Source organism: Streptomyces sp. BRA346 (assembly GCF_052851135.1).
On record NZ_JAIWIH010000019.1, the window covers coordinates 66,152 to 89,412 of the forward strand.

General features: G+C 71.4%; 19 protein-coding genes. 5 read left to right on the forward strand and 14 right to left on the reverse strand.

What is annotated here, in order from left to right; all coding sequences use genetic code 11:
* Positions 1 to 62: 62 nt before the first annotated feature.
* Both nusA and rimP read right to left on the reverse strand, forming a co-directional pair.
* Entirely contained in the window at positions 63 to 1,055 is a 993-nt protein-coding gene (gene nusA / locus LCH29_RS22170) for a transcription termination factor NusA (RefSeq protein WP_446463495.1), read from the reverse strand.
* Between the two features lie 2 nt (positions 1,056 to 1,057).
* On the reverse strand, positions 1,058 to 1,564 hold the full coding sequence (gene rimP / locus LCH29_RS22175) for a ribosome maturation factor RimP (protein ID WP_446463496.1): 507 nt from the start codon (positions 1,562 to 1,564) through the stop codon (positions 1,058 to 1,060).
* Positions 1,565 to 1,755: 191 nt separating this feature from the next.
* Between rimP and LCH29_RS22180 the strand changes: the two genes are divergently transcribed.
* From LCH29_RS22180 to LCH29_RS22190, 3 genes are all read left to right on the forward strand, one after another.
* Complete coding sequence (locus LCH29_RS22180; protein WP_446463582.1) at positions 1,756 to 2,331, forward strand: hypothetical protein; 576 nt, start codon at positions 1,756 to 1,758, stop codon at positions 2,329 to 2,331.
* A gap of 61 nt (positions 2,332 to 2,392) precedes the next feature.
* Complete coding sequence (locus LCH29_RS22185; protein ID WP_446463497.1) at positions 2,393 to 2,866, forward strand: ferritin-like domain-containing protein; 474 nt, start codon at positions 2,393 to 2,395, stop codon at positions 2,864 to 2,866.
* 39 nt (positions 2,867 to 2,905) lie between these two features.
* The gene (locus LCH29_RS22190; RefSeq protein ID WP_446463498.1) at positions 2,906 to 3,835 is read left to right on the forward strand and encodes an aminoglycoside phosphotransferase family protein; all 930 of its coding nucleotides are present in this window, start codon (positions 2,906 to 2,908) and stop codon (positions 3,833 to 3,835) included.
* A 70-nt stretch (positions 3,836 to 3,905) separates the two neighbouring features.
* Here LCH29_RS22190 and LCH29_RS22195 read toward each other — a convergent pair whose 3' ends face one another.
* The 7 genes from LCH29_RS22195 to LCH29_RS22225 all read right to left on the reverse strand — a co-directional run bounded on the left by LCH29_RS22195 (position 3,906) and on the right by LCH29_RS22225 (position 13,334).
* Positions 3,906 to 5,615: a proline--tRNA ligase gene (locus LCH29_RS22195; RefSeq protein ID WP_123104276.1), complete on the reverse strand. Its 1,710-nt coding sequence runs from the start codon at positions 5,613 to 5,615 to the stop codon at positions 3,906 to 3,908.
* A gap of 243 nt (positions 5,616 to 5,858) precedes the next feature.
* The gene (locus LCH29_RS22200) at positions 5,859 to 6,437 is read right to left on the reverse strand and encodes a GNAT family N-acetyltransferase (RefSeq protein ID WP_446463499.1); all 579 of its coding nucleotides are present in this window, start codon (positions 6,435 to 6,437) and stop codon (positions 5,859 to 5,861) included.
* Positions 6,438 to 6,467: 30 nt separating this feature from the next.
* Positions 6,468 to 7,313, reverse strand: a complete 846-nt coding sequence (locus LCH29_RS22205) for a GNAT family N-acetyltransferase (protein WP_009714679.1) — start codon at positions 7,311 to 7,313, stop codon at positions 6,468 to 6,470.
* A 144-nt stretch (positions 7,314 to 7,457) separates the two neighbouring features.
* A complete protein-coding gene (ispG, locus tag LCH29_RS22210; RefSeq protein WP_446463500.1) occupies positions 7,458 to 8,615 on the reverse strand; it encodes a flavodoxin-dependent (E)-4-hydroxy-3-methylbut-2-enyl-diphosphate synthase in 1,158 nt (385 codons plus the stop codon).
* A 140-nt stretch (positions 8,616 to 8,755) separates the two neighbouring features.
* Positions 8,756 to 10,057, reverse strand: a complete 1,302-nt coding sequence (locus tag LCH29_RS22215) for a M50 family metallopeptidase (protein ID WP_446463501.1) — start codon at positions 10,055 to 10,057, stop codon at positions 8,756 to 8,758.
* Positions 10,054 to 11,319, reverse strand: a complete 1,266-nt coding sequence (gene dxr / locus LCH29_RS22220; protein ID WP_446463502.1) for a 1-deoxy-D-xylulose-5-phosphate reductoisomerase — start codon at positions 11,317 to 11,319, stop codon at positions 10,054 to 10,056. Before dxr ends, LCH29_RS22215 begins: the two co-directional genes overlap by 4 nt.
* Before the next feature lie 80 nt (positions 11,320 to 11,399).
* Positions 11,400 to 13,334: an acyl-CoA dehydrogenase family protein gene (locus LCH29_RS22225; protein ID WP_446463503.1), complete on the reverse strand. Its 1,935-nt coding sequence runs from the start codon at positions 13,332 to 13,334 to the stop codon at positions 11,400 to 11,402.
* Between the two features lie 211 nt (positions 13,335 to 13,545).
* Here LCH29_RS22225 and LCH29_RS22230 point away from each other — a divergent pair, with 211 nt between their 5' ends.
* Together LCH29_RS22230 and LCH29_RS22235 are read left to right on the forward strand one after the other, a co-directional pair.
* Positions 13,546 to 14,553, forward strand: a complete 1,008-nt coding sequence (locus LCH29_RS22230) for a LacI family DNA-binding transcriptional regulator (RefSeq protein WP_446463504.1) — start codon at positions 13,546 to 13,548, stop codon at positions 14,551 to 14,553.
* A gap of 117 nt (positions 14,554 to 14,670) precedes the next feature.
* Positions 14,671 to 16,740, forward strand: a complete 2,070-nt coding sequence (locus LCH29_RS22235) for a glycoside hydrolase family 31 protein (RefSeq protein ID WP_446463505.1) — start codon at positions 14,671 to 14,673, stop codon at positions 16,738 to 16,740.
* 51 nt (positions 16,741 to 16,791) lie between these two features.
* Here LCH29_RS22235 and LCH29_RS22240 read toward each other — a convergent pair whose 3' ends face one another.
* The 5 genes from LCH29_RS22240 to LCH29_RS22260 are packed head-to-tail and all read right to left on the reverse strand — an operon-like array spanning position 16,792 to position 23,182.
* Positions 16,792 to 17,496, reverse strand: a complete 705-nt coding sequence (locus LCH29_RS22240) for a GH12 family glycosyl hydrolase domain-containing protein (protein WP_446463506.1) — start codon at positions 17,494 to 17,496, stop codon at positions 16,792 to 16,794.
* 45 nt (positions 17,497 to 17,541) lie between these two features.
* Positions 17,542 to 19,533 (reverse strand): beta-galactosidase, encoded by a 1,992-nt coding sequence (locus LCH29_RS22245; RefSeq protein WP_446463507.1) that lies wholly within the window; start codon positions 19,531 to 19,533, stop codon positions 17,542 to 17,544.
* A gap of 51 nt (positions 19,534 to 19,584) precedes the next feature.
* Positions 19,585 to 20,541, reverse strand: a complete 957-nt coding sequence (locus LCH29_RS22250) for a carbohydrate ABC transporter permease (protein WP_446463508.1) — start codon at positions 20,539 to 20,541, stop codon at positions 19,585 to 19,587.
* Positions 20,538 to 21,500, reverse strand: a complete 963-nt coding sequence (locus LCH29_RS22255; RefSeq protein WP_446463509.1) for an ABC transporter permease — start codon at positions 21,498 to 21,500, stop codon at positions 20,538 to 20,540. Before LCH29_RS22255 ends, LCH29_RS22250 begins: the two co-directional genes overlap by 4 nt.
* Positions 21,500 to 23,182 carry an extracellular solute-binding protein gene (locus tag LCH29_RS22260; RefSeq protein WP_446463510.1) on the reverse strand — a complete coding sequence of 561 codons (1,683 nt, stop codon included), beginning with the start codon at positions 23,180 to 23,182 and terminating at the stop codon, positions 21,500 to 21,502. Before LCH29_RS22260 ends, LCH29_RS22255 begins: the two co-directional genes overlap by 1 nt.
* Between the last annotated feature and the right edge of the window lie 79 nt (positions 23,183 to 23,261).

Consider the following 23,261-nt stretch of genomic DNA (forward strand, 5'->3'; position numbering starts at 1 on the left):
GTCACACGTTTTCGGCTGGATCCCGGGTGTCCGCGGCTTGAATCAGCCTTGATCGACCCTGTTCAGGCCTGATCGGCGGACTGATCGGTATCCGGCCGGATGTCGATCCGCCAGCCCGTGAGCCGGGCCGCGAGCCGGGCATTCTGCCCTTCCTTGCCGATCGCCAGCGACAGCTGGTAGTCCGGCACGGTGACCCGCGCGGACCGGGCCGCGAGGTCCACGACCTCGACCTTGCTCACCCGGGCGGGCGACAGCGCGTTCGCCACCAGCTCGGCGGGGTCGTCCGACCAGTCGACGATGTCGATCTTCTCGCCGTGCAGCTCGGCCATCACGCTGCGCACCCGGCCGCCCATCGGGCCGATGCACGCACCCTTGGCGTTCAGGCCCGAACGGGTGGACCGGACGGCGATCTTGGTGCGGTGACCCGCCTCACGGGCGATCGCCGCGATCTCCACCGAGCCGTCCGCGATCTCCGGCACCTCGAGCGCGAAGAGCTTCTTCACCAAATTGGGATGCGTACGCGAAAGGGTCACCGACGGCCCGCGCACGCCCTTGACCACCCGTACGACGTACGTACGGAGCCGGGTGCCGTGCGCGTAGTCCTCGCCGGGCACCTGCTCCTGCGACGGCAGGATCGCCTCGAGCCGGCCGATGTCCACCAGGATGTTCTTCGGGTCCTTGCCCTGCTGGACGACGCCCGCGACGACGTCGCCCTCCCGCCCCGCGTACTCGCCGAAGGTGATCTCCTCCTCGGCGTCCCGCAGCCGCTGGAGGATGACCTGCTTGGCGGTCATGGCGGCGATCCGGCCGAAGCCGGAGGGGGTGTCGTCGAACTCGCGGGGCTCCTCGCCCTCCTCGAGATCGTCGGCGTCCTCCCGGGCCCACACCGTCACATGGCCGCTGTTGCGGTCCAGCTGCACCCGGGCCCGCCGACGGCTTCCCTCGGTGCGGTGGTAAGCGATGAGGAGAGCCGACTCGATCGCCTCGACCAGCAGGTCGAACGAGATCTCCTTCTCCCGCACCAGACCCCGCAGGGCACTCATGTCGATGTCCACGGCTACGCCTCCTCCTTGCTCTCGTCGCCCTCGGGCTTGCGGTTGAACTCGATCTCCACACGTGCCTTGGAGATCTCCTCGAAGGCCAGCCGCCTGGCGGTGGGCTTGCGCCCCTTCACTCCGGGGACTTCCAGATCCAGCCCCTCGTCATCGACCGCGGTGATCCGGGCGATCAGCTCGCCGCCCTCCACCAGCTGCGCCTTCATCAACCGCCCGGTCGCCCGGCGGTAGTGGCGCTGCTCGGTCAGGGGGCGCTCGGCGCCGGGGGAGGTGACCTCCAGGACGTACGGGGTCTGGCCCATCGCGTCCGACTCGTCGAGCGACTGCGAGATCGCCCGGCTCAGCTCAGCACACGTATCCAGCTGCACGCCGTCGTCGGAGTCCACCACGATGCGAAGGACGCGCCGCTTCCCGGCCGGTGTCACCTCGACCTCTTCCAGATCCAGGTCCCGTGCGCTGACGAGCGGTTCCAGCAGTCCGCGCAGCCTTTCGCTCTGGGTCGTGCTCATCCGGGTGACTCCTCGGCCGCGTGTGCTGTTGTGGGAAGGTCGCGTGTCAGCTCAAAGCCTATCTGTTCCGGCGCCGGGCTGACGATTCGGTGGCCGCTGCCCGGCTTTCCGGCCCCGCGCGGGTACGCTCGCCTGCTGTGATCACTAACGGCGGCCGGGAGCTGCCGCAGCCCGGAAAGAGGAACGTGTCGATCACGAATCCCCCACCTCGCCCCACGTCCCCGTCCCTCCCCCAGGACGCCCCGCGGACCGCGTCCCCGCGGCGGCGAAGTCTGCTGCTGGCCGGTGGCTCGGCGGGCGCCGCCGCGCTGCTCACCGGCTGCTCCGGTGACTCGGACGACGGACCCCGGTCATCCGGTTCCGCGGACGCCGCGGCGCTGCGCGCCCGGGGCGTACGGGACTCGGCCGCGCTCCTCGCGCGCTACGACGCGACCATCGATGCCCATGCCGCGCTCGCGGAGCGGCTGCGGCCGCTGCGGGCGGAGACGGCGGCCCACATGGCCGCCTTCGGCTCCAAGGATCCCTCCGCGTCCGCCTCCGCGACCGCGTCCCGCTCACCGGCCGCGGGCGGGCGGCGGCTGCCCGCGGTACCCCAGGACGAGAAGAAGGCCCTCGGCGCCCTCGCCCAGGCCGAGCGGCACACCGCCGACAGCCGCACCACGGCGCTCGTCGGCGCACCGCCCGAGCTGGCCCGGCTGCTGGCCTCCGTCGCGGCCTGCGGCGCCGCCCATGTGTATCTGCTCACCCAGGGCGGCCCGGGCTCATGACGGCCGCCGTCAGCCCCTGTGACACCGCCTTCAGCACCCTCCGCGCGGAAGGAGTACCCGGATGAACCGCTCCGCGACGCTCAAGGCCACCCAGGCCGCGCTCGCCGCCGAGCACGCCGCCGTGTACGGATACGGCGTCGTCGGCGGCCGGATCGGCGACGACCGTCTCGCCGAGGCGCGCGAGGGGTACGCCGCGCACCGGTCGCGCCGCGACGACCTCGTGCGCACCGTGCGCGACATGGGCGGCACGCCGCAGAGCGCGGCCCCCGCGTACGCGCTGCCGTTCGCGGTGCCCGACTCGGCCGCCGCCGTCCGGCTCGCCGCCGAGCTGGAGAACCGGGTGGCCGCCGTCTACGCCGACCTCGTACGGACCTCCGACGGCGCCCTGCGGCGGCAGGCGGCGGGGGCGCTGCGCGAGGCGGCGGTCCGGTCGGTGCGCTGGCGGGGCGGCGGCGTAGCCTTCCCTGGGCTCACCGAGCGCGCCGCGCCGGCCGCCCCGTCCCCGTCGGCGAGCGGAGCCGCCGACGGGGTCTGATGGTCGAAGAGGACGTAGGCGACAGGGGGCAGCGCGGGAATGGCAGCGGACACGGGGGACCCGAGACCTCTCCAGGTGCCGAAGCGGCTGCTGGACGCGGTGGGCGACGATCCGGCGGAGCCCGTACGGAGCTGGCTGGACAGCCTGCCGCAGCTGGCCGCGCGGCGGCTGAGCGCATGGGAGCTGACCCCCGAGCGGGTCGTCACGCCCGGCGGCCGCGGCGGCCTGGTCGTGCTCGTGCGGCAGGCGGACGGCGCCCCGGCGGCGCTCAAGTTCCCCGTGCCGGGCCCGGGCGAGGGCGATGAGGCGGCCGCGCTCGCGCACTGGAACGGCTGGGGCGCGGCCCGGCTCCTGCGCGCCTCCCCGGAGGACGGCGCGCTGCTGCTCGAACGGCTCCAGTCCGCGGTGTCGCTGCGCTCCCTGCCCGAGGCGAAGGCGCTGCTGGAGGCGGCGGGCACGGTACGGCGGCTGTGGGTGCCGCCGCCCGCCGACTCGTTCGGCACCGTCGAGGAGCGGACGGAGGCGGCCGCCGAGCTGCTGCCGACGCTCGCCTCGGGGGCCTGGGCGGCCGACGTGCGCCCGCTCGCCGACGAGGCCCTTGACCTGCGGTCAGGCCTGACCGCCCGGCCGCCCGAGCGGCTGCTGCTGCACGGCGGCTTCCGGCAGGGCAAGGTGCTGGCCGGGGAGCGGACGCCGTGGCTCGCGGTGGGCCCGCGACCGGTCGTCGGGGAGCGCGCGTACGACCTGGCGCGGCTGGTCCTCGACCGCTGCGAGGACCTCGCCGCGGGCCCCGGCCCGGCCGCGGCCGCGCGGCGCCGGATCGCCAAGCTGGCCGACTCCCTGGACGTCGACCGCGACCGCCTGCGCGGCTGGTCCCTCTTCCGCGCCGTGGAGGCGGGCCTGCGCCACGGGGCGGCCGGTGACCGGCGCCGGGCCGAGCTGCTGCTGGAGTTCGCGGGCTGGCTGTAGTCCCCCGCGCCCCTCCCCGAGCCCAAAGGCGAAGCCCCCGCCCGGTGGGGGGCGGGGGCTTGTGCCCGGCTCAGGCGGTGAGGCGGGACAGGGCCTCGTCGATCGGGAGTTCTTCGCGGTCGCCGGTGCGGCGGTCCTTGAGTTCGACCACGCCGTCCTTCGCGCCGCGGCCGACGACCAGGATCGTCGGGACGCCGATCAGCTCCGCGTCGGTGAACTTCACGCCCGGGGAGACGCCGGCGCGGTCGTCGACCATGACCCGGACGCCCGCCGTGCCCAGCTTCTCGGCGAGGTCCAGGGCCAGCTCGGTCTGGAGGGCCTTGCCCGCCGCGACGATGTGGACGTCGGCCGGGGCGACCTCGCGGGGCCAGCAGAGGCCGGAGTCGTCGTGGGTCTGCTCGGCGAGGGCGGCGACCACGCGGGAGACGCCGATGCCGTACGAGCCCATGGTGACCCGCACCGGCTTGCCGTTCTGGCCGAGCACGTCGAGCTGGAAGGTGTCGGCGTACTTGCGGCCGAGCTGGAAGATGTGGCCGATCTCGATGGCCCGGTCGAGCGCGATGCCCGTGCCGCACTTGGGGCAGGGGTCGCCGGGCTCGACGACGACCACGTCCAGGTAGTCGTCGACCTCGAAGTCGCGGCCGCAGACGACGTTGCGGGCGTGGGTGTCCGGCTTGTTGGCGCCCGTGACCCAGGCGGTGCCGGGGGCGACCCGGGGGTCGGCGATGTAGCGGAAGGACTTGCCCGCCAGGCCCTGCGGGCCGACGTAGCCGCGGACCAGGTCGGGGCGGCCCTCGAAGTCCTCGGCTGTGACCAGCTCGATCTCGGCCGGGGCCAGGTGCTCGCCCAGCTTGCCGAGGTCGACCTCGCGGTCGCCGGGGACGCCGACCGCGGTGATCTCGCCGTCGACCTTGATCAGGAGGTTCTTGAGGGTGGCGGAGGCCGGGACGCCCAGGTGCTCGGCGAGGGTCTCGATGGTGGGGGTGTCGGGGGTGTCCAGCTCCTCGACCGGCCCGTGCTCGGCGCCCTCGACGGCCGGGACGGCGGTGGTGACCGCCTCCGTGTTGGCCGCGTAGTCGCAGTTCGGGCAGTCGACGAAGGTGTCCTCACCGGCCGCCGCGGGGGCCAGGAACTCCTCGGAGGCGGAGCCGCCCATCGCGCCGGAGACGGCCGAGACGATGCGGTAGTCGAGGCCCAGGCGCTCGAAGATCCGCTGGTACGCCTCGCGGTGCAGCCGGTAGGACTCGGCCAGGCCCTCGTCGCTGGTGTCGAAGGAGTACGAGTCCTTCATCTGGAACTCGCGGCCGCGCAGCACGCCCGAGCGCGGCCGGGCCTCGTCCCGGTACTTGGTCTGGATCTGGTAGAGCATCACCGGCAGGTCCTTGTAGGACGTGCACTGGTCCTTGACCGTCTGGGTGAAGATCTCCTCGTGGGTGGGGCCGAGAAGGTAGTCGCCGCCCTTGCGGTCCTTGAGCCGGAACAGCAGGTCGCCGTACTCCTCCCAGCGGCCGCTCGCCTCGTACGGCTCCTTGGGGAGCAGCGCGGGCAGCAGCACCTCCTGGGCGCCGATCGCGTCCATCTCCTCGCGCACGATCCGGGAGACGTTCTCCAGGACCTTCTTGCCGACCGGCAGCCAGGTCCAGATGCCCGCGGACGCGCGGCGGACGTAGCCGGCCCGGACGAGCAGCTTGTGGCTGGCGGTCTCGGCGTCGGCCGGGTCTTCGCGCAGTGTCTTCAGCATCAAGGTGGACATGCGCTGGACGTGGGCGGCGTTGGCCATGGGGTCTTCTCCTGCGTACGAGACGGATGTCAGGAGGTTAGCCGCCCGGGGACGCAACCCGGAAATGCGCTCCGTGAGCGCACGCTGGGGGTGTCTTGTCGATCAGGCCGGATCAGCGAGCGGCGTCAGGGGGCACCGCCCAGCGGTAGCTGGGCGAGGCGCGAGGGGGCACCGCCCAGCGGTAGCTGGGGGAGCGACGAGCGCGGGGCCGCGAGATGCCGCCCGCCGCGGCAGCGGCTGATGTCACCGCGGCGTCGGGAGCCGCAGCGGCAGGGGGGCGCCCATGACGGCGTACGGGCTCGGTGCGCTCGGGAAGAGCACCGGGCGGGCCAGGTCGCGGTAGCCCAGCGAACGGTAGAGGCAGCGGGCCGGGCTGTCGGTGTCGATGGCGGAGAGGATCGAGCGCGGCTGCACGGCGCCGTCGGTGATGGCGGTGATCAGCCGGCGGCCGATGCCGCGGTTCTGGTAACCGGGGTGGACGTGCAACTCGGTGATCACGAAGGCGTCGTCCAGCCAGTCCTCGTGCCCGGCCGCGCGCAGATAGGGCTGGACGATGGTGGACCACCAGTGGGTGCGGTCGTTGGGCATGCCGTAGACGAAGCCCACGAGCCGCCCCTCCGGGGTGGTCGCGCCGAGGGCGCGGGCGCCGGGGCTGGTGAGGTGGCGCAGCACGATGTGCCGTCGTACGCCGATCTCCTCGTCCGTCAGCCCGAAGGCCACGGCCTGCACGGCCAGCGCGTCGTCCACGCGCGCGGCGAGGTCGAGCGGGCCGACGACGACACCTCGGGGGTCCGGGGGGTGGTCCCCGGGCATCTCCAGCATGGGCGGCACCCTACTGGCCCGGTCCGGCGATCAGAACAGCACGCTCATGAACGCGCCGACCTCCTGGAAGCCGACGCGGCGGTACGCGGCGCGGGCCGCGGTGTTGTAGTCGTTGACGTAGAGACTGGCCACCGGCGCGATCTCGTTCAGCGCGTAGCCCAGCACGGCGGCCATGCCGGTCTCGGAGAGCCCGCGGCCGCGGTATTCGGGGGCGACCCAGACGCCCTGGATCTGGCAGGCGTGCGGGGTGGCGGCGCCGATCTCGGCCTTGAAGACGACGCGGCCGTTCTCGACGCGGGCGAACGAGCGTCCGGCGGCGACGAGTTCGGCGACCCGCGCCTGGTAGAGCAGTCCGCCGTCGCCCGCGAGCGGTGAGACGCCGACCTCCTCGGTGAACATCGCCACGCACGCGGGCATGATCACGTCCATCTCGTCCTTGCGGACCCGCCGCACCCGCGGATCGGGCGGGACGTCGGCGGACATCGAGGTGGTGACCATGAGCGGCTGACGTGCGCGGACCTCACGGGCCGGGCCCCAGCTGGGCTCCAGCAGGGACCACAGCTCGGCCGTGGTGTCGGCGGGGCCGACGATCGAGGAGCAGCGCCGCCCGGACCGGCGGGCGCGCTCCGCGAAGCCGCGCACGGCCTCGGGAGTGGCGCAGATGGGGACCAGGTTGGCCCCGGCGTAGCAGAGCGACTCGAGCCGTCCGCCGCTGTACCAGCCCCACATCTCGCCGCCCAGTCGCCACGGGTCCAGGCCGGCGACCTGGACGCGGGCGGCGACGAAGGCGTTGGAGACGGGGTCACGGTTGAGCACCGCGAGGGCCGAGTCGAGCTCTTGGGGCTCGAGGACCCTGGTGGTGGACGTCGTCAGCACGTGTCGGTTTGCCTCACCGGTTGCGGGCCTGCGGGCCGGAGGGGACTCGATTCCCCGCACTGTACCGCCCCCTCTGATATGGCTCTCTCCCCCGGCTACCGCTGGGAGGCGCCCCGCCGGGGGCACGCCCTCCCCCGGCTGCCGTCACCCGCCGACGGAGACCTGCGGTTCGCCGGAGGCGATGCCGTCCTTCTCCATCTGCTCGGCGATCTTCATCGCCTCGTCGATCAGGGTCTCCACGATCTTCGACTCCGGCACGGTCTTGATGACCTCGCCCTTCACGAAGATCTGCCCCTTGCCGTTGCCGGACGCCACGCCGAGGTCCGCCTCGCGGGCCTCGCCCGGGCCGTTGACGACGCAGCCCATCACGGCGACCCGCAGCGGGACCTCCATGCCGTCCAGCCCGGCCGTGACCTCGTCGGCCAGCTTGTAGACGTCGACCTGCGCACGCCCGCACGACGGGCACGAGACGATTTCCAGCCGCCGCTGCCGCAGGTTCAGCGACTCCAGGATCTGGATGCCGACCTTGACCTCCTCGGCCGGCGGCGCCGACAGCGAGACCCGGATCGTGTCGCCGATGCCCTCGCTCAGCAGCGCGCCGAAGGCCACCGACGACTTGATCGTGCCCTGGAACGCGGGCCCGGCCTCGGTGACGCCGAGGTGGAGCGGGTAGTCGCACTGGGCGGCCAGCTGGCGGTAGGCGTTGACCATGACCACCGGGTCGTTGTGCTTCACCGAGATCTTGATGTCCCGGAAGCCGTGCTCCTCGAACAGCGAGCACTCCCACAGGGCCGACTCCACCAGCGCCTCGGGCGTGGCCTTGCCGTACTTCTCCAGCAGCCGCTTGTCCAGCGATCCCGCGTTGACGCCGATGCGGATGGGCGTCCCCGCGTCCGAGGCCGCCTTCGCGATCTCCTTGACCTTGTCGTCGAACTGCCGGATGTTCCCCGGGTTCACCCGCACGGCAGCACAGCCGGCGTCGATCGCGGCGAAGACGTACTTCGGCTGGAAGTGGATGTCCGCGATGACCGGGATCTGCGACTTCCTGGCGATCACGGGCAGCGCCTCGGCATCGTCCTGCGACGGGCAGGCGACCCGCACGATCTGGCAGCCCGACGCCGTCAGCTCCGCGATCTGCTGGAGCGTCGCCCCGATGTCCGCGGTCACCGTCGTCGTCATCGACTGCACCGAGATCGGTGCGTCGCCGCCCACGGCGACCGGCCCGACCTGGATCTTCCGGCTGGCCCGGCGGTCGGCGAGCTTGGTCGGTACGGACGGCATTCCGAGTGAGATCGCAGTCATCTGGTTCGTAGCCCCAAGAAGGTGTTTGAGTGGCCCGAGATCGGCGGGCTCCGGGTCCGAGATTACGGCACCGGGTGGCGCCCCAGCACACTCCGGGCCCGAAGTCCACCCAAAGGCGAACTTCGGGACAGGTCAGATCATCAGGAAATTCGTACGGGGTTCACCACGTCGGCCACCAGAACGAGCAGCGTGAAGCAGATGAAGATGCCGGCGATCACATAGGCGACCGGCATCATCTTGGCCACGTCGAACGGACCGGGGTCGGGCCGCCGGACCAGGCGCGCGAGGCGGCGGCGCAGGGACTCCCACACCGCGCCCGCGATGTGGCCGCCGTCCAGCGGAAGCAGCGGCAGCATGTTGAACAGGAACAGTGAGAGGTTGAACCCGGCGACCAGGAAGAGCATCGTCGCGACGCGCTGCGAGGGCGGGATGTCGAGGTTGGCGACCTCGCCGCCGACCCGGGCGGCGCCGACGACGCCCATCGGGGAGTCCGCCTTGCGGGGCGCGTCCCCGAAGGCCGCGTTCCACAGGTCGGGGACCTTGGAGGGCAGGGCGACCAGGGACTGGACGCCGTCCTCGACCATGGTGCCCATGCGGTCCACGGACTGGCCGAGGGACTGCTTCACCACGCCGTTGGCCGGGGTGAAGCCGAGGAACCCGGCGCTCACGTACTGGCCCTCGACGTAGCCGCCGTTCCCGTCGGACTTGGCGACCTTGTTGGTGATGAGGTTGGCGTTCAGGGTCTTGCGGGCGCCCTCCCGCTCGACGGTGATCGTCGCGGGTCCCGTGGTCTTGCGGATGTCCTGCTGGAGGGCGCTCCAGTCCGCGACGCGGTGACCGTTGAAGGCGACGATCTTGTCCCCGGGCTGGAGTCCCGCGGCCTTGGCCGGGGAGTCCTTGGCGCCCTTGGGGCACTTGTCGGTCGAGGACGAGGCCGGGACCACACAGGCAGAGACGGTGCCGACGCTGGTCGTCTGGGTGTTGACGCCGAAGCTCATCATCACGCCGACGAAGATCACCACGGCGAGGACCAGGTTCATGAACGGCCCCGCGAACATCACGATCACGCGCTTCCACGGCGCCCGCGTGTAGAACATGCGGGTCTCGTCGCCGGGCTGGAGCTCCTCGTAGGCGGCCGACCGGGCGTCCTCGATCATGCCGCGCCACGGGGAGGTGGACCGCTGGGTGACCTTGCCGTCGTCGCCGGGCGGGAACATCCCGATCATGCGGATGAAGCCGCCGAACGGGATCGCCTTGATGCCGTACTCGGTCTCCCCCCGCTTGCGGGAGAAGATCGTCGGCCCGAAGCCGACCATGTACTGCGGGACCCGGATGCCGAAGAGCTTGGCGGTGGAGAGGTGGCCGAGCTCGTGCCAGGCGATCGAGATCCCGAGGCCGACGGCGAATACGAGTATGCCGAGGACCGTCATCAATGTCGTCATGCGTGACCCTCCGGGGTCGCCTTCGCCGCGCGGGCGGCCAGTTCGCGGGCGCGGGCACGGGCCCACGTCTCGGCTTCGAGGACGTCCGCGACGGTGAGCTGAGTTCCCGCGGAGGGGGCGCCGTGCTCGGCCACCACTTCCGCGACCGTATCGACAATTCCGTTGAAGGGCAGCTTCCGGTCGAGGAAGGCGTCCACGCACTCCTCGTTCGCCGCGTTGAAGACGGCCGGGGCTGTGCCGCCGAGACCGCCGACGTGCCGGGCGAGGTCGACCGAGGGGAAGGCCTCGGTGTCGAGGGGGAAGAACTCCCAGGTGTGGGCCCTGGTCCAGTCGCAGCCGGGGGCGGCGTCCGGCACCCGCTCGGGCCAGCCGAGACCGAGCGCGATCGCCATCCGCATATCGGGCGGGCTCGCCTGGGCGAGCGTCGAGCCATCGGTGAATTCAACCATCGAGTGGATATACGACTGAGGGTGGACGACCACCTCAATCCGTTCGAAGGGAATGTCGTAGAGCAAGTGGGCCTCGATGACCTCCAGCCCCTTGTTGACGAGGGTCGCGGAGTTGATCGTGATCACCGGCCCCATGTCCCAAGTCGGGTGGGCCAGCGCGTCCGCGGGGGTGACCTTCGTCAGCTCCTGCTTGGTACGGCCCCGGAAGGGGCCCCCGGACGCGGTGACGACCAGCTTGCGGACCTCCGCCCTGGTGCCGCCGAGCAGCGCCTGGAAGAGGGCGGAGTGCTCGGAGTCGACGGGGATGATCTGGCCGGGCTTGGCGATCGCCTTGACCAGGGGGCCGCCCACGATGAGCGATTCCTTGTTCGCCAGCGCCAGCACCCGCCCCGCCTCCAGGGCGGCCAGGGTCGGCGTGAGGCCGATGGAGCCGGTGATGCCGTTGAGCACGGTGTGGCACGCGGAGCGGGCCACCTCGACGGCCGCGTCCGGCCCGGCCAGGATCTCCGGCAGCGGCTCGCCCGCGCCGTACCGCCCGGACAGCGCCGCGCGCAGCGCGGGCACCGCGTCCTCGCGGGCGACCGCGACGGTGGCCGCCTTCAGCCGGTGGGCCTGCTCGGCGAGCAGGTCGGCCCGCCCTCCGGCGGCGGACAGGGCGGTCACCCGGAAGCGGTCCGGGTTGCGCAGGATCACGTCGATGGCCTGGGTGCCGATCGATCCGGTGGAGCCCAGGATCACGATGTCGCGGGGGCTGCCGGGGTCGGCGGGGGCTGCCGGGGGGCGCAGATGCGGGTCAGCCAGGGAATCCGTCATCTGCCCATTGTTGCGTCAGCCGCTTCGTGCGCCTAAACCGGAGCCGCCCCCGCGCACGGCGGGAGCGGCGCCGGGCGCCGTCAGTGGACGGGGCGGTGGACGTTGTCCCTCGTCGAGGGCCCGGGGGTGGCGTCGGCGATCCACGGTCCTTCGCCGCTGGGGTCGAGGATGCCCGCCTCCAGCCACTCGTACGAGCCGGAGAGCACCCCGGAGACGACCTTGCGGTCGAGGTCGTCGGTGTTGGTCCACAGCCGGCCGAAGAGTTCGTCGGCGCGGATGCGGGCCTGCCGGCAGAAGACGTCGGCCAGCTGGTACGCCTCGGCGCCGTGGTCGCCGCGGCTGCGCAGCATCTCGGCGCGCACACAGGCCGCGCTCATCGCGAACAGCTCCGCGCCGATGTCCACGATCCGGCTGAGGAAGCCCTGCTTGGTCTCCATCCGGCCCTGCCAGCGGGACATGGCGTAGAACGTGGACCGGGCGAGCTTGCGCGCCGAGCGCTCGACGTAGCGCAGATGCGGCGACAGGTCCCGGTGGCCGGGCGGGGCGAACTCGGCGTACGCGCGCGGGAGGTGGCCCGGGCCGGTGACCAGGCCCGGCAGCCAGCGGGCGTAGAAGCCGCCCGCCTTGGCGGCCGCCCGGCCCTTGTCCGAGAGGGACTTGTCCGGGTCGATGAGGTCGCCCGCCACCGACAGGTGCGCGTCCACGGCCTCCCGGGCGATCAGCAGGTGCATGATCTCGGTGGAGCCCTCGAAGATCCGGTTGATGCGCATGTCGCGGAGCATCTGCTCGGCGGGGACCGCCCGCTCGCCGCGGGCGGCGAGCGAGGCCGCGGTCTCGAAGCCGCGGCCGCCGCGGATCTGGACCAGTTCATCGGTCATCAGCCAGGCCATCTCGCTGCCGTAGAGCTTGGCGAGCGCCGCCTCGATGCGGATGTCGTTGCGGTCCTCGTCGGCCATCTGGGAGGCGAGGTCGATGACCGCCTCCAGCGCGAAGGTCGTCGCCGCGATGAAGGAGATCTTGGCGCCGACGGCCTCGTGCCGGGCGATCGGCTTGCCCCACTGCTCACGGGCCGCGGACCATTCGCGGGCGATCTTCAGGGACCACTTCCCGGCGCCCGCGCACATCGCGGGCAGCGAGAGCCGCCCGGTGTTGAGCGTGGTCAGCGCGATCTTGAGACCGGCGCCCTCGGGGCCGATGCGGTTGGCCGCGGGGACCCGGACCCGGTGGAAGCGGGTCACCCCGTTCTCGATGCCGCGCAGCCCCATGAACGCGTTGCGGTTCTCGACGGTGACGCCCTCGGCGGCCGTCTCGACGATGAAGGCGCTGATCCCGCCCTTGTGGCCGTCGGACTTGGGCACCCGGGCCATGACGACGAGGAGGTCGGCGACCACGCCGTTGGTGGTCCAGAGCTTGACGCCGTCGAGGATGTAGTCGTCCCCGTCGGGGACCGCGGTGGTGGCGAGCCGCGCCGGGTCGGACCCGACGTCCGGCTCGGTGAGCAGGAAGGCCGATATGTCGGTGCGGGCGCAGCGCGGCAGGAAGCGGTCCTTCTGGTCCTGGGTGCCGAACAGCTTGACCGGCTGGGGCACGCCGATGGACTGGTGGGCGGAGAGCAGCGCGCCGATGGCGGGGCTGACGGACCCGGCCAGCGCGAGGGCCTTGTTGTAGTAGACCTGGGTGAGGCCCATGCCGCCGTACTTGGCGTCGATCTTCATGCCGAGCGCGCCGATCTCCTTGAGGCCCTGGATGGTCTCGTCGGGGATCTGCGCATCGCGCTCGATGCGGGCGGGATCGACCCGGGTCTCGCAGAACTCGCGGAGCTTGGCGAGGAACGCCTCGCCGCGGCGCACATCGTCCGGTGCGGGCGCGGGGTGCGGATGGATCAGATCGAGGCGGAAGCGGCCGAGGAACAGCTCCTTGGCGAAGCTCGGCTTGTGCCATACCTGTTCGCGTGCGGCCTCGGCGACCTGGCGCGCTTCACGCTCGGACACCGGCCTGACGGATGATGCGGTCATCGGTGCTCCCTTGCCGCAAATGACGATCTCGTGACATTACCGGCACGTACCGCTGTTCAGTGTGCCTCCGGCGGGCCGGGTCGGCAAAGTGGTGCGGCACGGTGACGTGCTGGTGAAGCGCTTCGACAGTCTCTGGACAGCTCGTGCTGGACAGGTCTACTGTCTGCGTCGAAGCGCTTCGCTGCCCCTTCCCGCCGGACGGAGTCCCCGCATGGCCACTCTCGCCGAGGTCGCCCGCCACGCCGGAGTCTCCGCCAGCACGGTGAGCTACGTCCTCAGCGGCAAGCGCTCCATCTCGGCGCCCACCCGGGAGCGCGTCGAGCGGTCCATCAAGGAGCTGGGCTACCACCCGAACGCCGGGGCCCGCGCCCTCGCCAGCAGCCGTTCCAACATCATCGCGCTGATGGTGCCGCTGCGGACCGACATCTACGTACCGGTGATGATGGAGGTCGCCATCGCGGTCGCCACCACCGCCCGGGCCCACGGGTACGACGTGCTGCTGCTCACCGGCGAGGAGGGTCCCGCGGCGGTGCGCCGGGTCACCGGCAGCGGACTCGCCGACGCCATGATCCTGATGGACATCGAGCTGGAGGACGAGCGGCTGCCGCTGCTGCACGCGGCCCGCCAGCCCACCGTGCTGATCGGGCTGCCCGCCGACACCATCGGCCTGACCTGCGTCGATCTCGACTTCACCGCCACCGGCGCGCTGTGCGCGGAGCATCTGGCCGCCCTCGGTCACCGGGAGATCGCCGTGATCGGCGAGGCGGCGGCCGTCTACGAGCGCCACACCGGGTTCGCCGAACGGACCCTGGACGGGCTGCGCGCGGCCGCCCGCGAGCTGGGCCTGCGGCTGCTGCACCGCCCGTGCGAGGGCTCTTACGAGTCGATGGACGGCACCCTGTCCCGGATCTTCGACGAGCGCCCCGGCACCACCGGCTTCATCGTCCAGAACGAGGCCGCCATCGATCCGCTGCTGAGCCTGTTGCGGCGGCAGGGGCGGGCGGTCCCCGAGGACGTCTCGGTGGTCGCCATCTGCCCCGACCAGGTGGCCACCAGTGCGTCCGTGCGGCTCACCTCGGTCGCCATCCCCGCGCAGGAGATGGGGCGGCGGGCCGTCGAGCTGGTGGTGGCCAAGCTCCAGGGCGACGCCTCCGAGCAGGTCGCGCTGCTGCCCCCGGAGCTGACCGTACGGGCCAGCTCGGGCCCGCCGCCGTCCTGACGCCACCGGCACCGCTGGCACCTCTGACACCTCTGACACCACCGGAACCGCTGACGCCGCGACCCGTACGCACCCGCCGTACGACCCCTCACCGCCGCACCCCCGAGGAGCGCCTCCGTGAACCCGTCGCCGCTCGTCCCCGACCCGCCCGCCTCTTCCGTCACGTCGGTCTCTTCCGCGCTCGCCCAGTCCTCCCCCACCGTCGGCGCCTTCGCCGAGCGCGACGGCGCCCTGGAGTGGAGCGGACGCCAGGAGACCGTACGGCTCGAACCGTGGGGGCCCGATGCGATCCGGGTGCGCGCCCGGCTCGGCGGACCCGTCCTCGACGGACTGCCCGGCGCGCTTCAGGACGCCCCGCCACCGTCCGCCGCGTCCGTCGAGGTGGCGGACGGGCACGCCACGCTGACCAACGGCGCGCTCACCGCCGAGGTCGCCGCTGACGGCATGATCCGCTTCGTACGGGCCGCGGACGGCGCGGAGCTGCTGGCCGAGGAGCGCGCCCACTTCTGGTGGCCGGGGCCACGGCTGCGGACCGCGACCGGCAACGGCTACCACCGCCTGGAGCAGCGCTTCCGCGCGTACGAGGGCGAGAAGCTGTACGGGCTGGGGCAGCACCAGCACGGGCTGCTCGACCAGAAGGGCGCCGTCGTCGACCTCGTCCAGCGCAACTCCGAGGTCACCATCCCCGTCCTGACCTCCAGCCGCGGCTACACGCTGCTGTGGAACAACCCGGCGATCGGGCGCGTCGAGCTGGGCGCGACCGGCACCCGCTGGGTCGCCGACAGCGCCCGCCAGATCGACTACTGGATCACCGCCGGGGATCCGGCCACCGCCCAGCGCCGCTACACCGCGGTCACCGGCCGCGCCCCCATGCTGCCCGAGTGGGCGGCCGGGTTCTGGCAGTGCAAGCTGCGCTACCGCACGCAGGAGGAGCTGCTGAGCGTCGCCCGCGAGCACCGGCGGCGCGGACTGCCGATCTCCGTCATCGTGTGCGACTTCTTCCACTGGACGCATCTGGGCGACTGGAGGTTCGACCCCGCCGCCTGGCCCGACCCCGCCGCGATGGTGCGGGAGCTGGACGAGCTGGGCATCCGGCTGGTGGTGTCGGTGTGGCCGTCGGTCTCGCCGCTGAGCGAGAACCACGCCACCATGGAGCAGCGCGGCTTCCTGATCGGCACCGAGTACGGCCCCGTGGCGCACGCCGACTGGCCCGACCGGCGGGAGGGCGAGCGGATCCAGGTCGCCTTCTACGACGCCACCAACCCGGACGCGCGGGAGTTCGTCTGGTCCCGGGTGCGGCAGAACTATCTGGAGCCGTACGGCATCCGCGCCTTCTGGCTGGACGCCTGCGAGCCCGAACTGAAGCCCGGCTTCTCCGCGAACCTGCGCTACCACGCGGGTCCCGGTCTCGAAGTGGGCAACCTCTACCCGCGCGAGAACGCCCGCGCGCTGTACGACGGGATGCGGGCGGCGGGCGAGGAGGACGTCGTCACCCTCATCCGCTCGGCCTGGGCGGGCAGCCAGGCCTACGGCGCCGTCCTGTGGTCCGGCGACATCGGCACCGACTTCCCGACCCTGCGCCGCCAGATCGCCGCCGGGCTCAACGTGGCGCTGTGCGGCATCCCGTGGTGGAACACCGACATCGGCGGCTTCCACGGCGGCGACCCGGACGACCCGGCCTACCGCGAGGTGCTGATCCGCTGGTTCCAGTTCGGTGCGCTGTCCCCGGTGATGCGGCTGCACGGCTACCGCGCCCCGGGGCTGCCGCTCGGCCCGCGGATGACCGGCGGCCCGAACGAGGTGTGGTCGTACGGCGAGGAGACGACACAGATCCTGGCCTCGTATCTGCGGCTGCGCGAGCGGCTGAAGCCGTATCTGCTGGAGCAGATGCGCACCGCCCACGAGGAGGGCCTGCCGCCGCTGCGCCCGCTCTTCCTGGAGTTCCCCGACGACCCGGCCGCCTGGGACATCGCCGACTCCTACCTGCTGGGCCCGGACCTCCTGGTCGCCCCGGTCCTGGAGGCGGGCGCGGTCGAGCGGACGGCGTACCTTCCGGCGGGCGCGCGCTGGACGGACGCCTGGACGGGCGAGGAGTACGACGGCGGGCGGCCGGTGACCGTCCCCGCTCCCCTGGACCGCATCCCGCTGTTCCTGCGGAACGGCGCCCGGCTGCCGGTGCGGGACTGACCGCCGCAGGGGCGTACCGCCGCCACGGGGAGCGGCGGCGGTACGCGGGCCTCAGCCGGCGCTGACGCCGAAGCTCTTGGTGCGGAAGTCCAGGCCGCCGGCCGACGAGGTGATCTCGTAGCCGAACTGGACGTCACCGATGGTCACATCGCCGAACCAGCCCTTGGTGTTCTTGATCCAGTTCACGATGGACTTGATGTCCACGGTGCCGGAGCTGGAATTGGAGCTGCGGATGAAGGAGAAGACCTGGTTGGCGCCGTTGCTGCCCTTGTAGACGGTCCAGGTGTGCCCGCCGAGGGTGACGGTGCCCTGGGAGGTGCCGAGGGGGCCGACCGCGCCGGTCTTGTTGACCCACAGCATGATCTCGTAGTCGTAGTTGCTGTCCCAGATGTCGTACGAGGTGTTGTACGCGCCGGAGGACGGGACCGTCACGCTGTAGGTGCTGGTGAGGCTGTTGATGGCGCTGATCTTCTTGCCGACGACCTTCTTGGCGTTGGGGTAGGACTTGATGCCGCCGGTGTTCGGGTGGTTGGCCCACACTCCCCAGTCACTCGCGGAGTTGGCCCAGATGGTCTGGGAGCCCGCGCCGGAGCCCCAGATGTTGTTGTAGAGCGTGTAGCCCCCGGTGGACCAGTTGCCCCACTGGTCGGAGGAGGACCAGGTGGCGGCCTGGGCGGGGGCGGCGGCGAAGCCGACCACGGCGAGGAGCGCCAGTAACGGCGTCAGGAGGAGCGAACGCACGGCTCGTCTTGGCACGATGCCGATTCCTTTCGGGTGGGGGGATTGCGGGAATGGATGGCGTCAGAGCGGCGCCAGGGCCACGACCGCGAAGCGGTCCAGCCTGACCTGGGTGTCGTACGCGCGGCCGGTCAGGAGGTCGGTGCGCGCGGACGGGAGGGGGACGACCGCCGGGGAGCGGCCATGGTTGAGGAGGAAGAGGAGGTCGCCGCGCGGTACGGCCTCGACGCCCTCGGGGATGCCCGGCAGCGGCGGCGCCAGCCCGGCCTCGTCGGCGGCGCGGCCCAGCAGGGCGCGCAGGGCGGCGGGTTCGGGGAGGGTGGAGACGTACCAGGCGGTGCCGTCGCCGTAGGCGTTGCGGGTGACGGCGGGCAGGCCGTCCAGTTCGCCGCCCTGGATCCGGGCGACCGGTTCGGCGGTGGCCGTCTCCAGGTCCTCGGACCAGAGGGTGCCGGTGAACCGGCCGAGCCAGGAGCTCTCGGCGGTCACGGTCTCGTCCTCGTCCAGCGGCCACCACTCGTGGACCGTGCCCAGGCCCAGGATGTCGCGCAGCCGCCGGTCGACTCCGCCGGGGCGGACCCGGTCGTCCTCGTCGGCGACGCCGGTGAAGAAGCCGCAGACGAGGGTGCCGCCGCCGCGGACGTAACCGGCCAGGTTCTCCAGCGCCTCGTCGGTCAGCAGATACAGATGGGGGACGGCGATCAGGGCGTAGTCGGCGAGGTCGGCGTGCGGATGGGCGAAGTCGGTGGTGAGGTTCTGCTCCCACAGGGCCTGATGCCAGGCGCGCAGCACCTGGTCGTAGTGGAGCCGGGAGGAGGGGCGGCCGTCCTGGACGCTCGCCCACCAGGCGTGCCAGTCGTGGAGGATGGCGGCCCGGGCGGGGACGTCACTGCCCGCGGCGGCGCCCAGCTCGCGCAAGGAGGCGCCGAGTTCGCGCACCTGGCGATACGTTCGGCTGCGCTCCCCGGCGTGGGGGACCATGCCGGAGTGGAACTTCTCGCTGCCCTGCCGGGACTGCCGCCACTGGAAGAAGCAGACGCCGTCGGCGCCGCGGGCGACGGCCTGGAGCGACCACAGCCGCATCAGGCCCCGCGGCTTGGGGTGGTTGACGCCGCGCCAGTTGACCGGGCCCGCGGCCTGTTCCATCAGCACCCACGGCCCGCCCGCCTGGGAGCGGGTCAGGTCGTGGATCATCGCTCCGTACGCGCCGCCGTGCGGGTCCTTGGGGTCGGGGTAGACGTCGACGGAGACGACGTCCTCCTCGGCGGCCCAGGCCCAGCCGTCCTGGCCGATGAACAGCGGCATGAAGTTGGTGGTCACCGGGATGTGCGGGGTGCGTGCGGCCAGCGCGTCGCGCTCGGCGGTGAAGCACTCCAGCAGCGCGTCGCTGGTGAAGCGGCGGAAGTCCAGCGCCTGGGCGGGGTTGCCCAGGTACTGGGCCCGGCGCGGCGGAATGATCTCCTCCCAGGAGTCGTAGCGCTGGCTCCAGAAGGCGGTCCCCCACGCCTCGTTGAGCGCGTCGAGGCGGCCGTACTTGGCGCGTAACCAGCGGCGGAAGTGGGCGGCGGTGGTGTCGCACCAGCAGTGGGTGCCGTACTCGTTGCCCACGTGCCACATCCGCAGGGCGGGATGGCCGCCGTAGCGGTCGGCGAGGTCCTCGGTGATCCGCAGCGCGTAGTCGCGGTAGACGGGGGACGAGGCGCAGAACTGGTTCCGCGAGCCGTACCAGACGACTCCGCCGGTTTCGTCGCGCGGCAGGGTCTCGGGGTGGCGGGCACCCATCCAGGGCGGCGGGGAGGCGGTCGGGGTGGCCAGGCACACCTCGATGCCGCCCTGGTGGAGCAGGTCCAGGACCCGGTCGAGCCAGTCGAACTCGCGGGCCCCGGGGCGGGGTTCGAGCGTCGCCCAGGAGAAGACGCCGACCGTGACGGTGGTGACGCCCGCCTCGCGCATCAGCCGGATGTCGTCGTGCCAGACGCTCTCCGGCCATTGCTCGGGGTTGTAGTCGGCGCCGTAGAGGATGCGGCCGCGGGTGGCGTCGTTCAGGTCGGGCATACCTGCTCTTTCGGGTCGGGACTTGGCGGGTGGAACGGGCGGGCGGCTCGGTCAGCCCTTGACGGCGCCGATGAGCATGCCCTTGGTGAAGTGCTTCTGGACGAACGGGTAGAGCACCGCGACGGGGATCAGCGCGAGCACCATGACGGCCATCTGCACGGCCAGGCTCGGGATCTGCTGGGTGGAGATCATCTGGGACATGCCCTGCGGCGCCTGCTGTTTGATGACGAGCTGGCGCAGGATCATCTGGAGCGGCCACATCTGCTGGTCGTTGAGGTAGAGCATCGCGTTGAACCACTGGCTCCAGTAGCCGACCGCGTAGAACAGCGACACCACCGCGATCACCGCCCTGGACAGCGGCATCACGATCTGGAACAGGATCCGCCACTCCCCCGCGCCGTCGATGCGGGCGCTGTCGACCAGCTCCGGCGCGGTGTCCTGGAAGAACGCGCGCAGCACCAGCACATTGAAGACCGAGATGGCGCTCGGCAGGATCATCGACCAGTAGCTGCCCTCCAGGCCGACGCCGGTGACCAGCAGATACGTGGGGATCAGCCCGGCGTTGAAGAACATGGTGACGAGCAGCAGCATCAGGATCGGGCGGTGGAGGAACGACCCGGAGCGGGAGAGTCCGTAGGCGCACAGCACGGAGACGGCGGTGCTGATCGCCGTGCCCACCGCGGTGAGCGCGAGGCTGACGAGCGTCGCGCGGGTCACCGTCCCGCCGCTCAGCAGCTCGGTGTAGGCCCGGAAGGTGATCGTCTTGGGGACGATGACCAGACCGCCCGCCTCGGTGATGGTCTTCTGGTCGGAGAGGCTGGTGACGACCACCACCCACAGCGGGCCGAGGATCGCCAGGCACACCCCGGTCAGGGTGATGCCCTTGATGCCCTGACCGACCGTGCCCGGCTCCTCCTCCCACACCGGGCGCTTCTCCCGGCCGCGTCGGCGCAGCGGTTCGGCGGAGGGTGTCGCGGCCGGGGCAGCGGGCCGCTCGGTCACGGTCATTTCCGGTAAACCCCCTGCTCGCCGAGCATATGGGCGACTTTGTTGGCGATCAGGACCAGGGCGAGGCTGAAAACGCCCTTGATCAGGCCGCCCGCGGCGGCGATCCCGTAGTCGGTGTTGGCGATGCCGACCCACCACACATAGGTGTCGAAGACCTCCGAGGCGCCCGGCCCCACCGCGTCGCGCTGGAGCAGGATCTGCTCGAAGCCGACGGTCAGCGCGTCGCCGACGCGCAGCACCAGCAGCAGGGCGATCACCGGGCGCAGCGCGGGCAGCGTGACGTGCCACATGCGGCGCCAACGGCCCGCCCCGTCCACGGCGGCGGCCTCGTACAGGTCCTGTTTGACGGCGGACAGCGCGGCGAGGAAGACGATCGCGCCCCAGCCCGCGTCCTTCCACACCAGCTGGGCGGTGACGAGGAACTTGAAGACGCCCGGGTCGGTCATCAGGTCGAAGCCCTCGTACCCGTGGGACCGCAGCTGCTGGGCGAGGAGCCCGGCGCCGCCGAGCATCTGCTGGAAGATCGTGATGACCAGCACCCAGGAGAAGAAGTGCGGCAGGTACAGGATCGACTGCACCAGGCCCCGGAGCCGATCGCTGAGCACGCTGTTGAGCAGCAGCGCGAGCGCGACCGGAACCGGGAAGAACAGCACCAGCTGGATGAAGGTGATGCTGAGGGTGTTGGCGAAGGCGTCCCAGAAGCGGCTGTCCTGGAAGAGCAGGGTGAAGTTCTCGAACCCGACCCAGGGGCTGGTCCACAGCCCCTGGGTGAACGGGTCGTAGTCCTTGAACGCGACCGTGGTCCACAGCAGCGGGACGTAGGTGAACAGCACGAGCAGTCCGACGGCGGGGGCCGTCATCAGCAGCAGGGTGCGGTCGCGGCGCAGCCGGTGCCACCACCGGACGCGGTCCGCGGGGCGGCCGCGGGGTTGGTCGCGGTCGCGGAGGTGCACCGCCATCAGGCGCCGCTGCCGTTCTCTTCCAGGAGCTTGGCGTACCAGTCGCGGAGCCGGTCGCCGCCGCCGCTGCGCCAGTCGCTGATGGCCCGCTGGGCGTCCTTGATGGTCTTGCGGCCGCGGGTGACGTCCTTGGCCAGGTCCTCGAAGGGGGTGTAGAGGGAGGCGTACCGGTTGGGCTCCTGGATCTGCATGCCGTAGAAGAGCGGCTTCTTCGCGAACTTGCCCATGCGCTGCATCCAGCCGCAGTAGTCCTTCACCATCTGCGGGAAGTCCGGGTAGGCGACGCTCGCCTGGGGGGACGCGATGAAGCGGTAGGTGTCCTGGACGTCCCGCACACCGGTGGCGTTCTTGACCGGGAGGCCGTCCTTCAGGGTGTGGTGCACGCCTTCGACGCCGTAGTCGATGAGGCGCTGCTCCTTGGTGCCGAAGGGGGCGGCGATGAAGTTGGCGAGGGCGAGGATCTCCTCGATCTGCTCCTTGCCGAGGTTCTTGTTGAGGAAGGACCAGATGGCGGCTGGCGGGTCGAGGTAGATGACCGGGTCGCCGCCGTCGGGGCCGAAATAGTCCATTCCCTGGATCTTGAAGTCGGGGTGGGGCCCGGCCTGTTCGAAGGTGGCGCCGTACCATTTGGCGTCGCCGTCGTTGTAGAGGAGGGTCTGTCCGGAGGTGAAGCGGGTCAGCGCGTCATTGGCCTTGCCCGCGACCGCGTCGGGGTGGACGTATCCCTTGGCGAAGAGCTTGCGGCACCACTCCAGGGCCTCCAGATAGTTGTCGGTCTCCACCTTGTGGACGAGCTTTCCGTCCTTCTCCACCCAGTAGTACGGCTTCTCGCCCGGGCATCCGAAGATTCGCTGCGCCGACCACCACATGTCGTCGCACGCCCAGACCTTGCTCTTGGGCCGGGTGATCTCCTTGGCGAGGGCGAGGAATTCGTCCGGGCTCTTCGGGACCTGATATCCGTTCTTCTTGAACAGGTCCTCGCGGTAGTACGGAATGACTCCGGAGAGTGGGCGGGAGGGCATCGGCAGACCGCGGAGCTTGCCGCCGAAGACGGACATCTGCCAGGCGGCGGTGGGAATGGCGGCCAGGTTGGGGTATTTCTTGACCTTGTCGCCGGAGAGATACGGGCCGAGGTCGGCGAATTTGGCACTGACCGCGCCGTGGATCTTTCCGCCCATCTCCCACAGCGGAATCATCACGATGTCGGCTATGTCTCCGGAGGCGAGGACCGCGCTGAGCTTTTCGCCGTAGGTGTTGCCGTCCTGCGGCTGAAACTTGATCTCCGCGCCGAGCGCCTCGTTGACGGCCTTGTAGTAGGCGTTGTTCTTGGGCGGCGGAGTGCCCCACAGCGGCTCGAACATGGTGTAGCTGCCGCCGTGGCCGGGCTTGCCCCGCACGGAGGCGACCAGTTCGGCGGGGGGCGGGGCCTTGGTGTAGCCGGGGCTGGAGCCGTTGACACTCGGAATATCCGGGTCCGCCACCTTCGAGGCCACATAGGTCGGCAGCAGCTTCTTCAGCTCCTTGCCGGAGGTGGTCCCGTTCTTGTTGCCGCCGCTCTCCGTGGAGCACGCGGACAACAGCGGAACGCCTCCCGTCACGGCCGCCGCGGCGATCGCCGTGGAGGCCAGGAAGGTTCTCCGGCTGGGAGGGGAAGTGGAGGCCGAAGCCTGGGAGTTCGGCATTGCGTCAACCCTTCGTGGCGAGCCCGCCGTACGATCGATGGTCGAAGCGCTTCGATATTGCGCCGAGATTAAGTCGGAG

Excerpts from the sequence above, each read along its gene's own strand:
- rimP (WP_446463496.1), bottom strand. The coding sequence starts at position 1,564 with ATGAGCACGACCCAGAGCGAAAGGCTGCGCGGACTGCTGGAACCGCTC.
- LCH29_RS22185 (WP_446463497.1), top strand. The coding sequence starts at position 2,393 with ATGAACCGCTCCGCGACGCTCAAGGCCACCCAGGCCGCGCTCGCCGCC.
- LCH29_RS22190 (WP_446463498.1), top strand. The coding sequence starts at position 2,906 with ATGGCAGCGGACACGGGGGACCCGAGACCTCTCCAGGTGCCGAAGCGG.
- LCH29_RS22195 (WP_123104276.1), bottom strand. The coding sequence starts at position 5,615 with ATGGCCAACGCCGCCCACGTCCAGCGCATGTCCACCTTGATGCTGAAG.
- LCH29_RS22200 (WP_446463499.1), bottom strand. The coding sequence starts at position 6,437 with ATGCTGGAGATGCCCGGGGACCACCCCCCGGACCCCCGAGGTGTCGTC.
- ispG (WP_446463500.1), bottom strand. The coding sequence starts at position 8,615 with ATGACTGCGATCTCACTCGGAATGCCGTCCGTACCGACCAAGCTCGCC.
- LCH29_RS22215 (WP_446463501.1), bottom strand. The coding sequence starts at position 10,057 with ATGACGACATTGATGACGGTCCTCGGCATACTCGTATTCGCCGTCGGC.
- dxr (WP_446463502.1), bottom strand. The coding sequence starts at position 11,319 with ATGACGGATTCCCTGGCTGACCCGCATCTGCGCCCCCCGGCAGCCCCC.
- LCH29_RS22225 (WP_446463503.1), bottom strand. The coding sequence starts at position 13,334 with ATGACCGCATCATCCGTCAGGCCGGTGTCCGAGCGTGAAGCGCGCCAG.
- LCH29_RS22230 (WP_446463504.1), top strand. The coding sequence starts at position 13,546 with ATGGCCACTCTCGCCGAGGTCGCCCGCCACGCCGGAGTCTCCGCCAGC.
- LCH29_RS22245 (WP_446463507.1), bottom strand. The coding sequence starts at position 19,533 with ATGCCCGACCTGAACGACGCCACCCGCGGCCGCATCCTCTACGGCGCC.
- LCH29_RS22250 (WP_446463508.1), bottom strand. The coding sequence starts at position 20,541 with ATGACCGTGACCGAGCGGCCCGCTGCCCCGGCCGCGACACCCTCCGCC.
- LCH29_RS22255 (WP_446463509.1), bottom strand. The coding sequence starts at position 21,500 with ATGGCGGTGCACCTCCGCGACCGCGACCAACCCCGCGGCCGCCCCGCG.
- LCH29_RS22260 (WP_446463510.1), bottom strand. The coding sequence starts at position 23,182 with ATGCCGAACTCCCAGGCTTCGGCCTCCACTTCCCCTCCCAGCCGGAGA.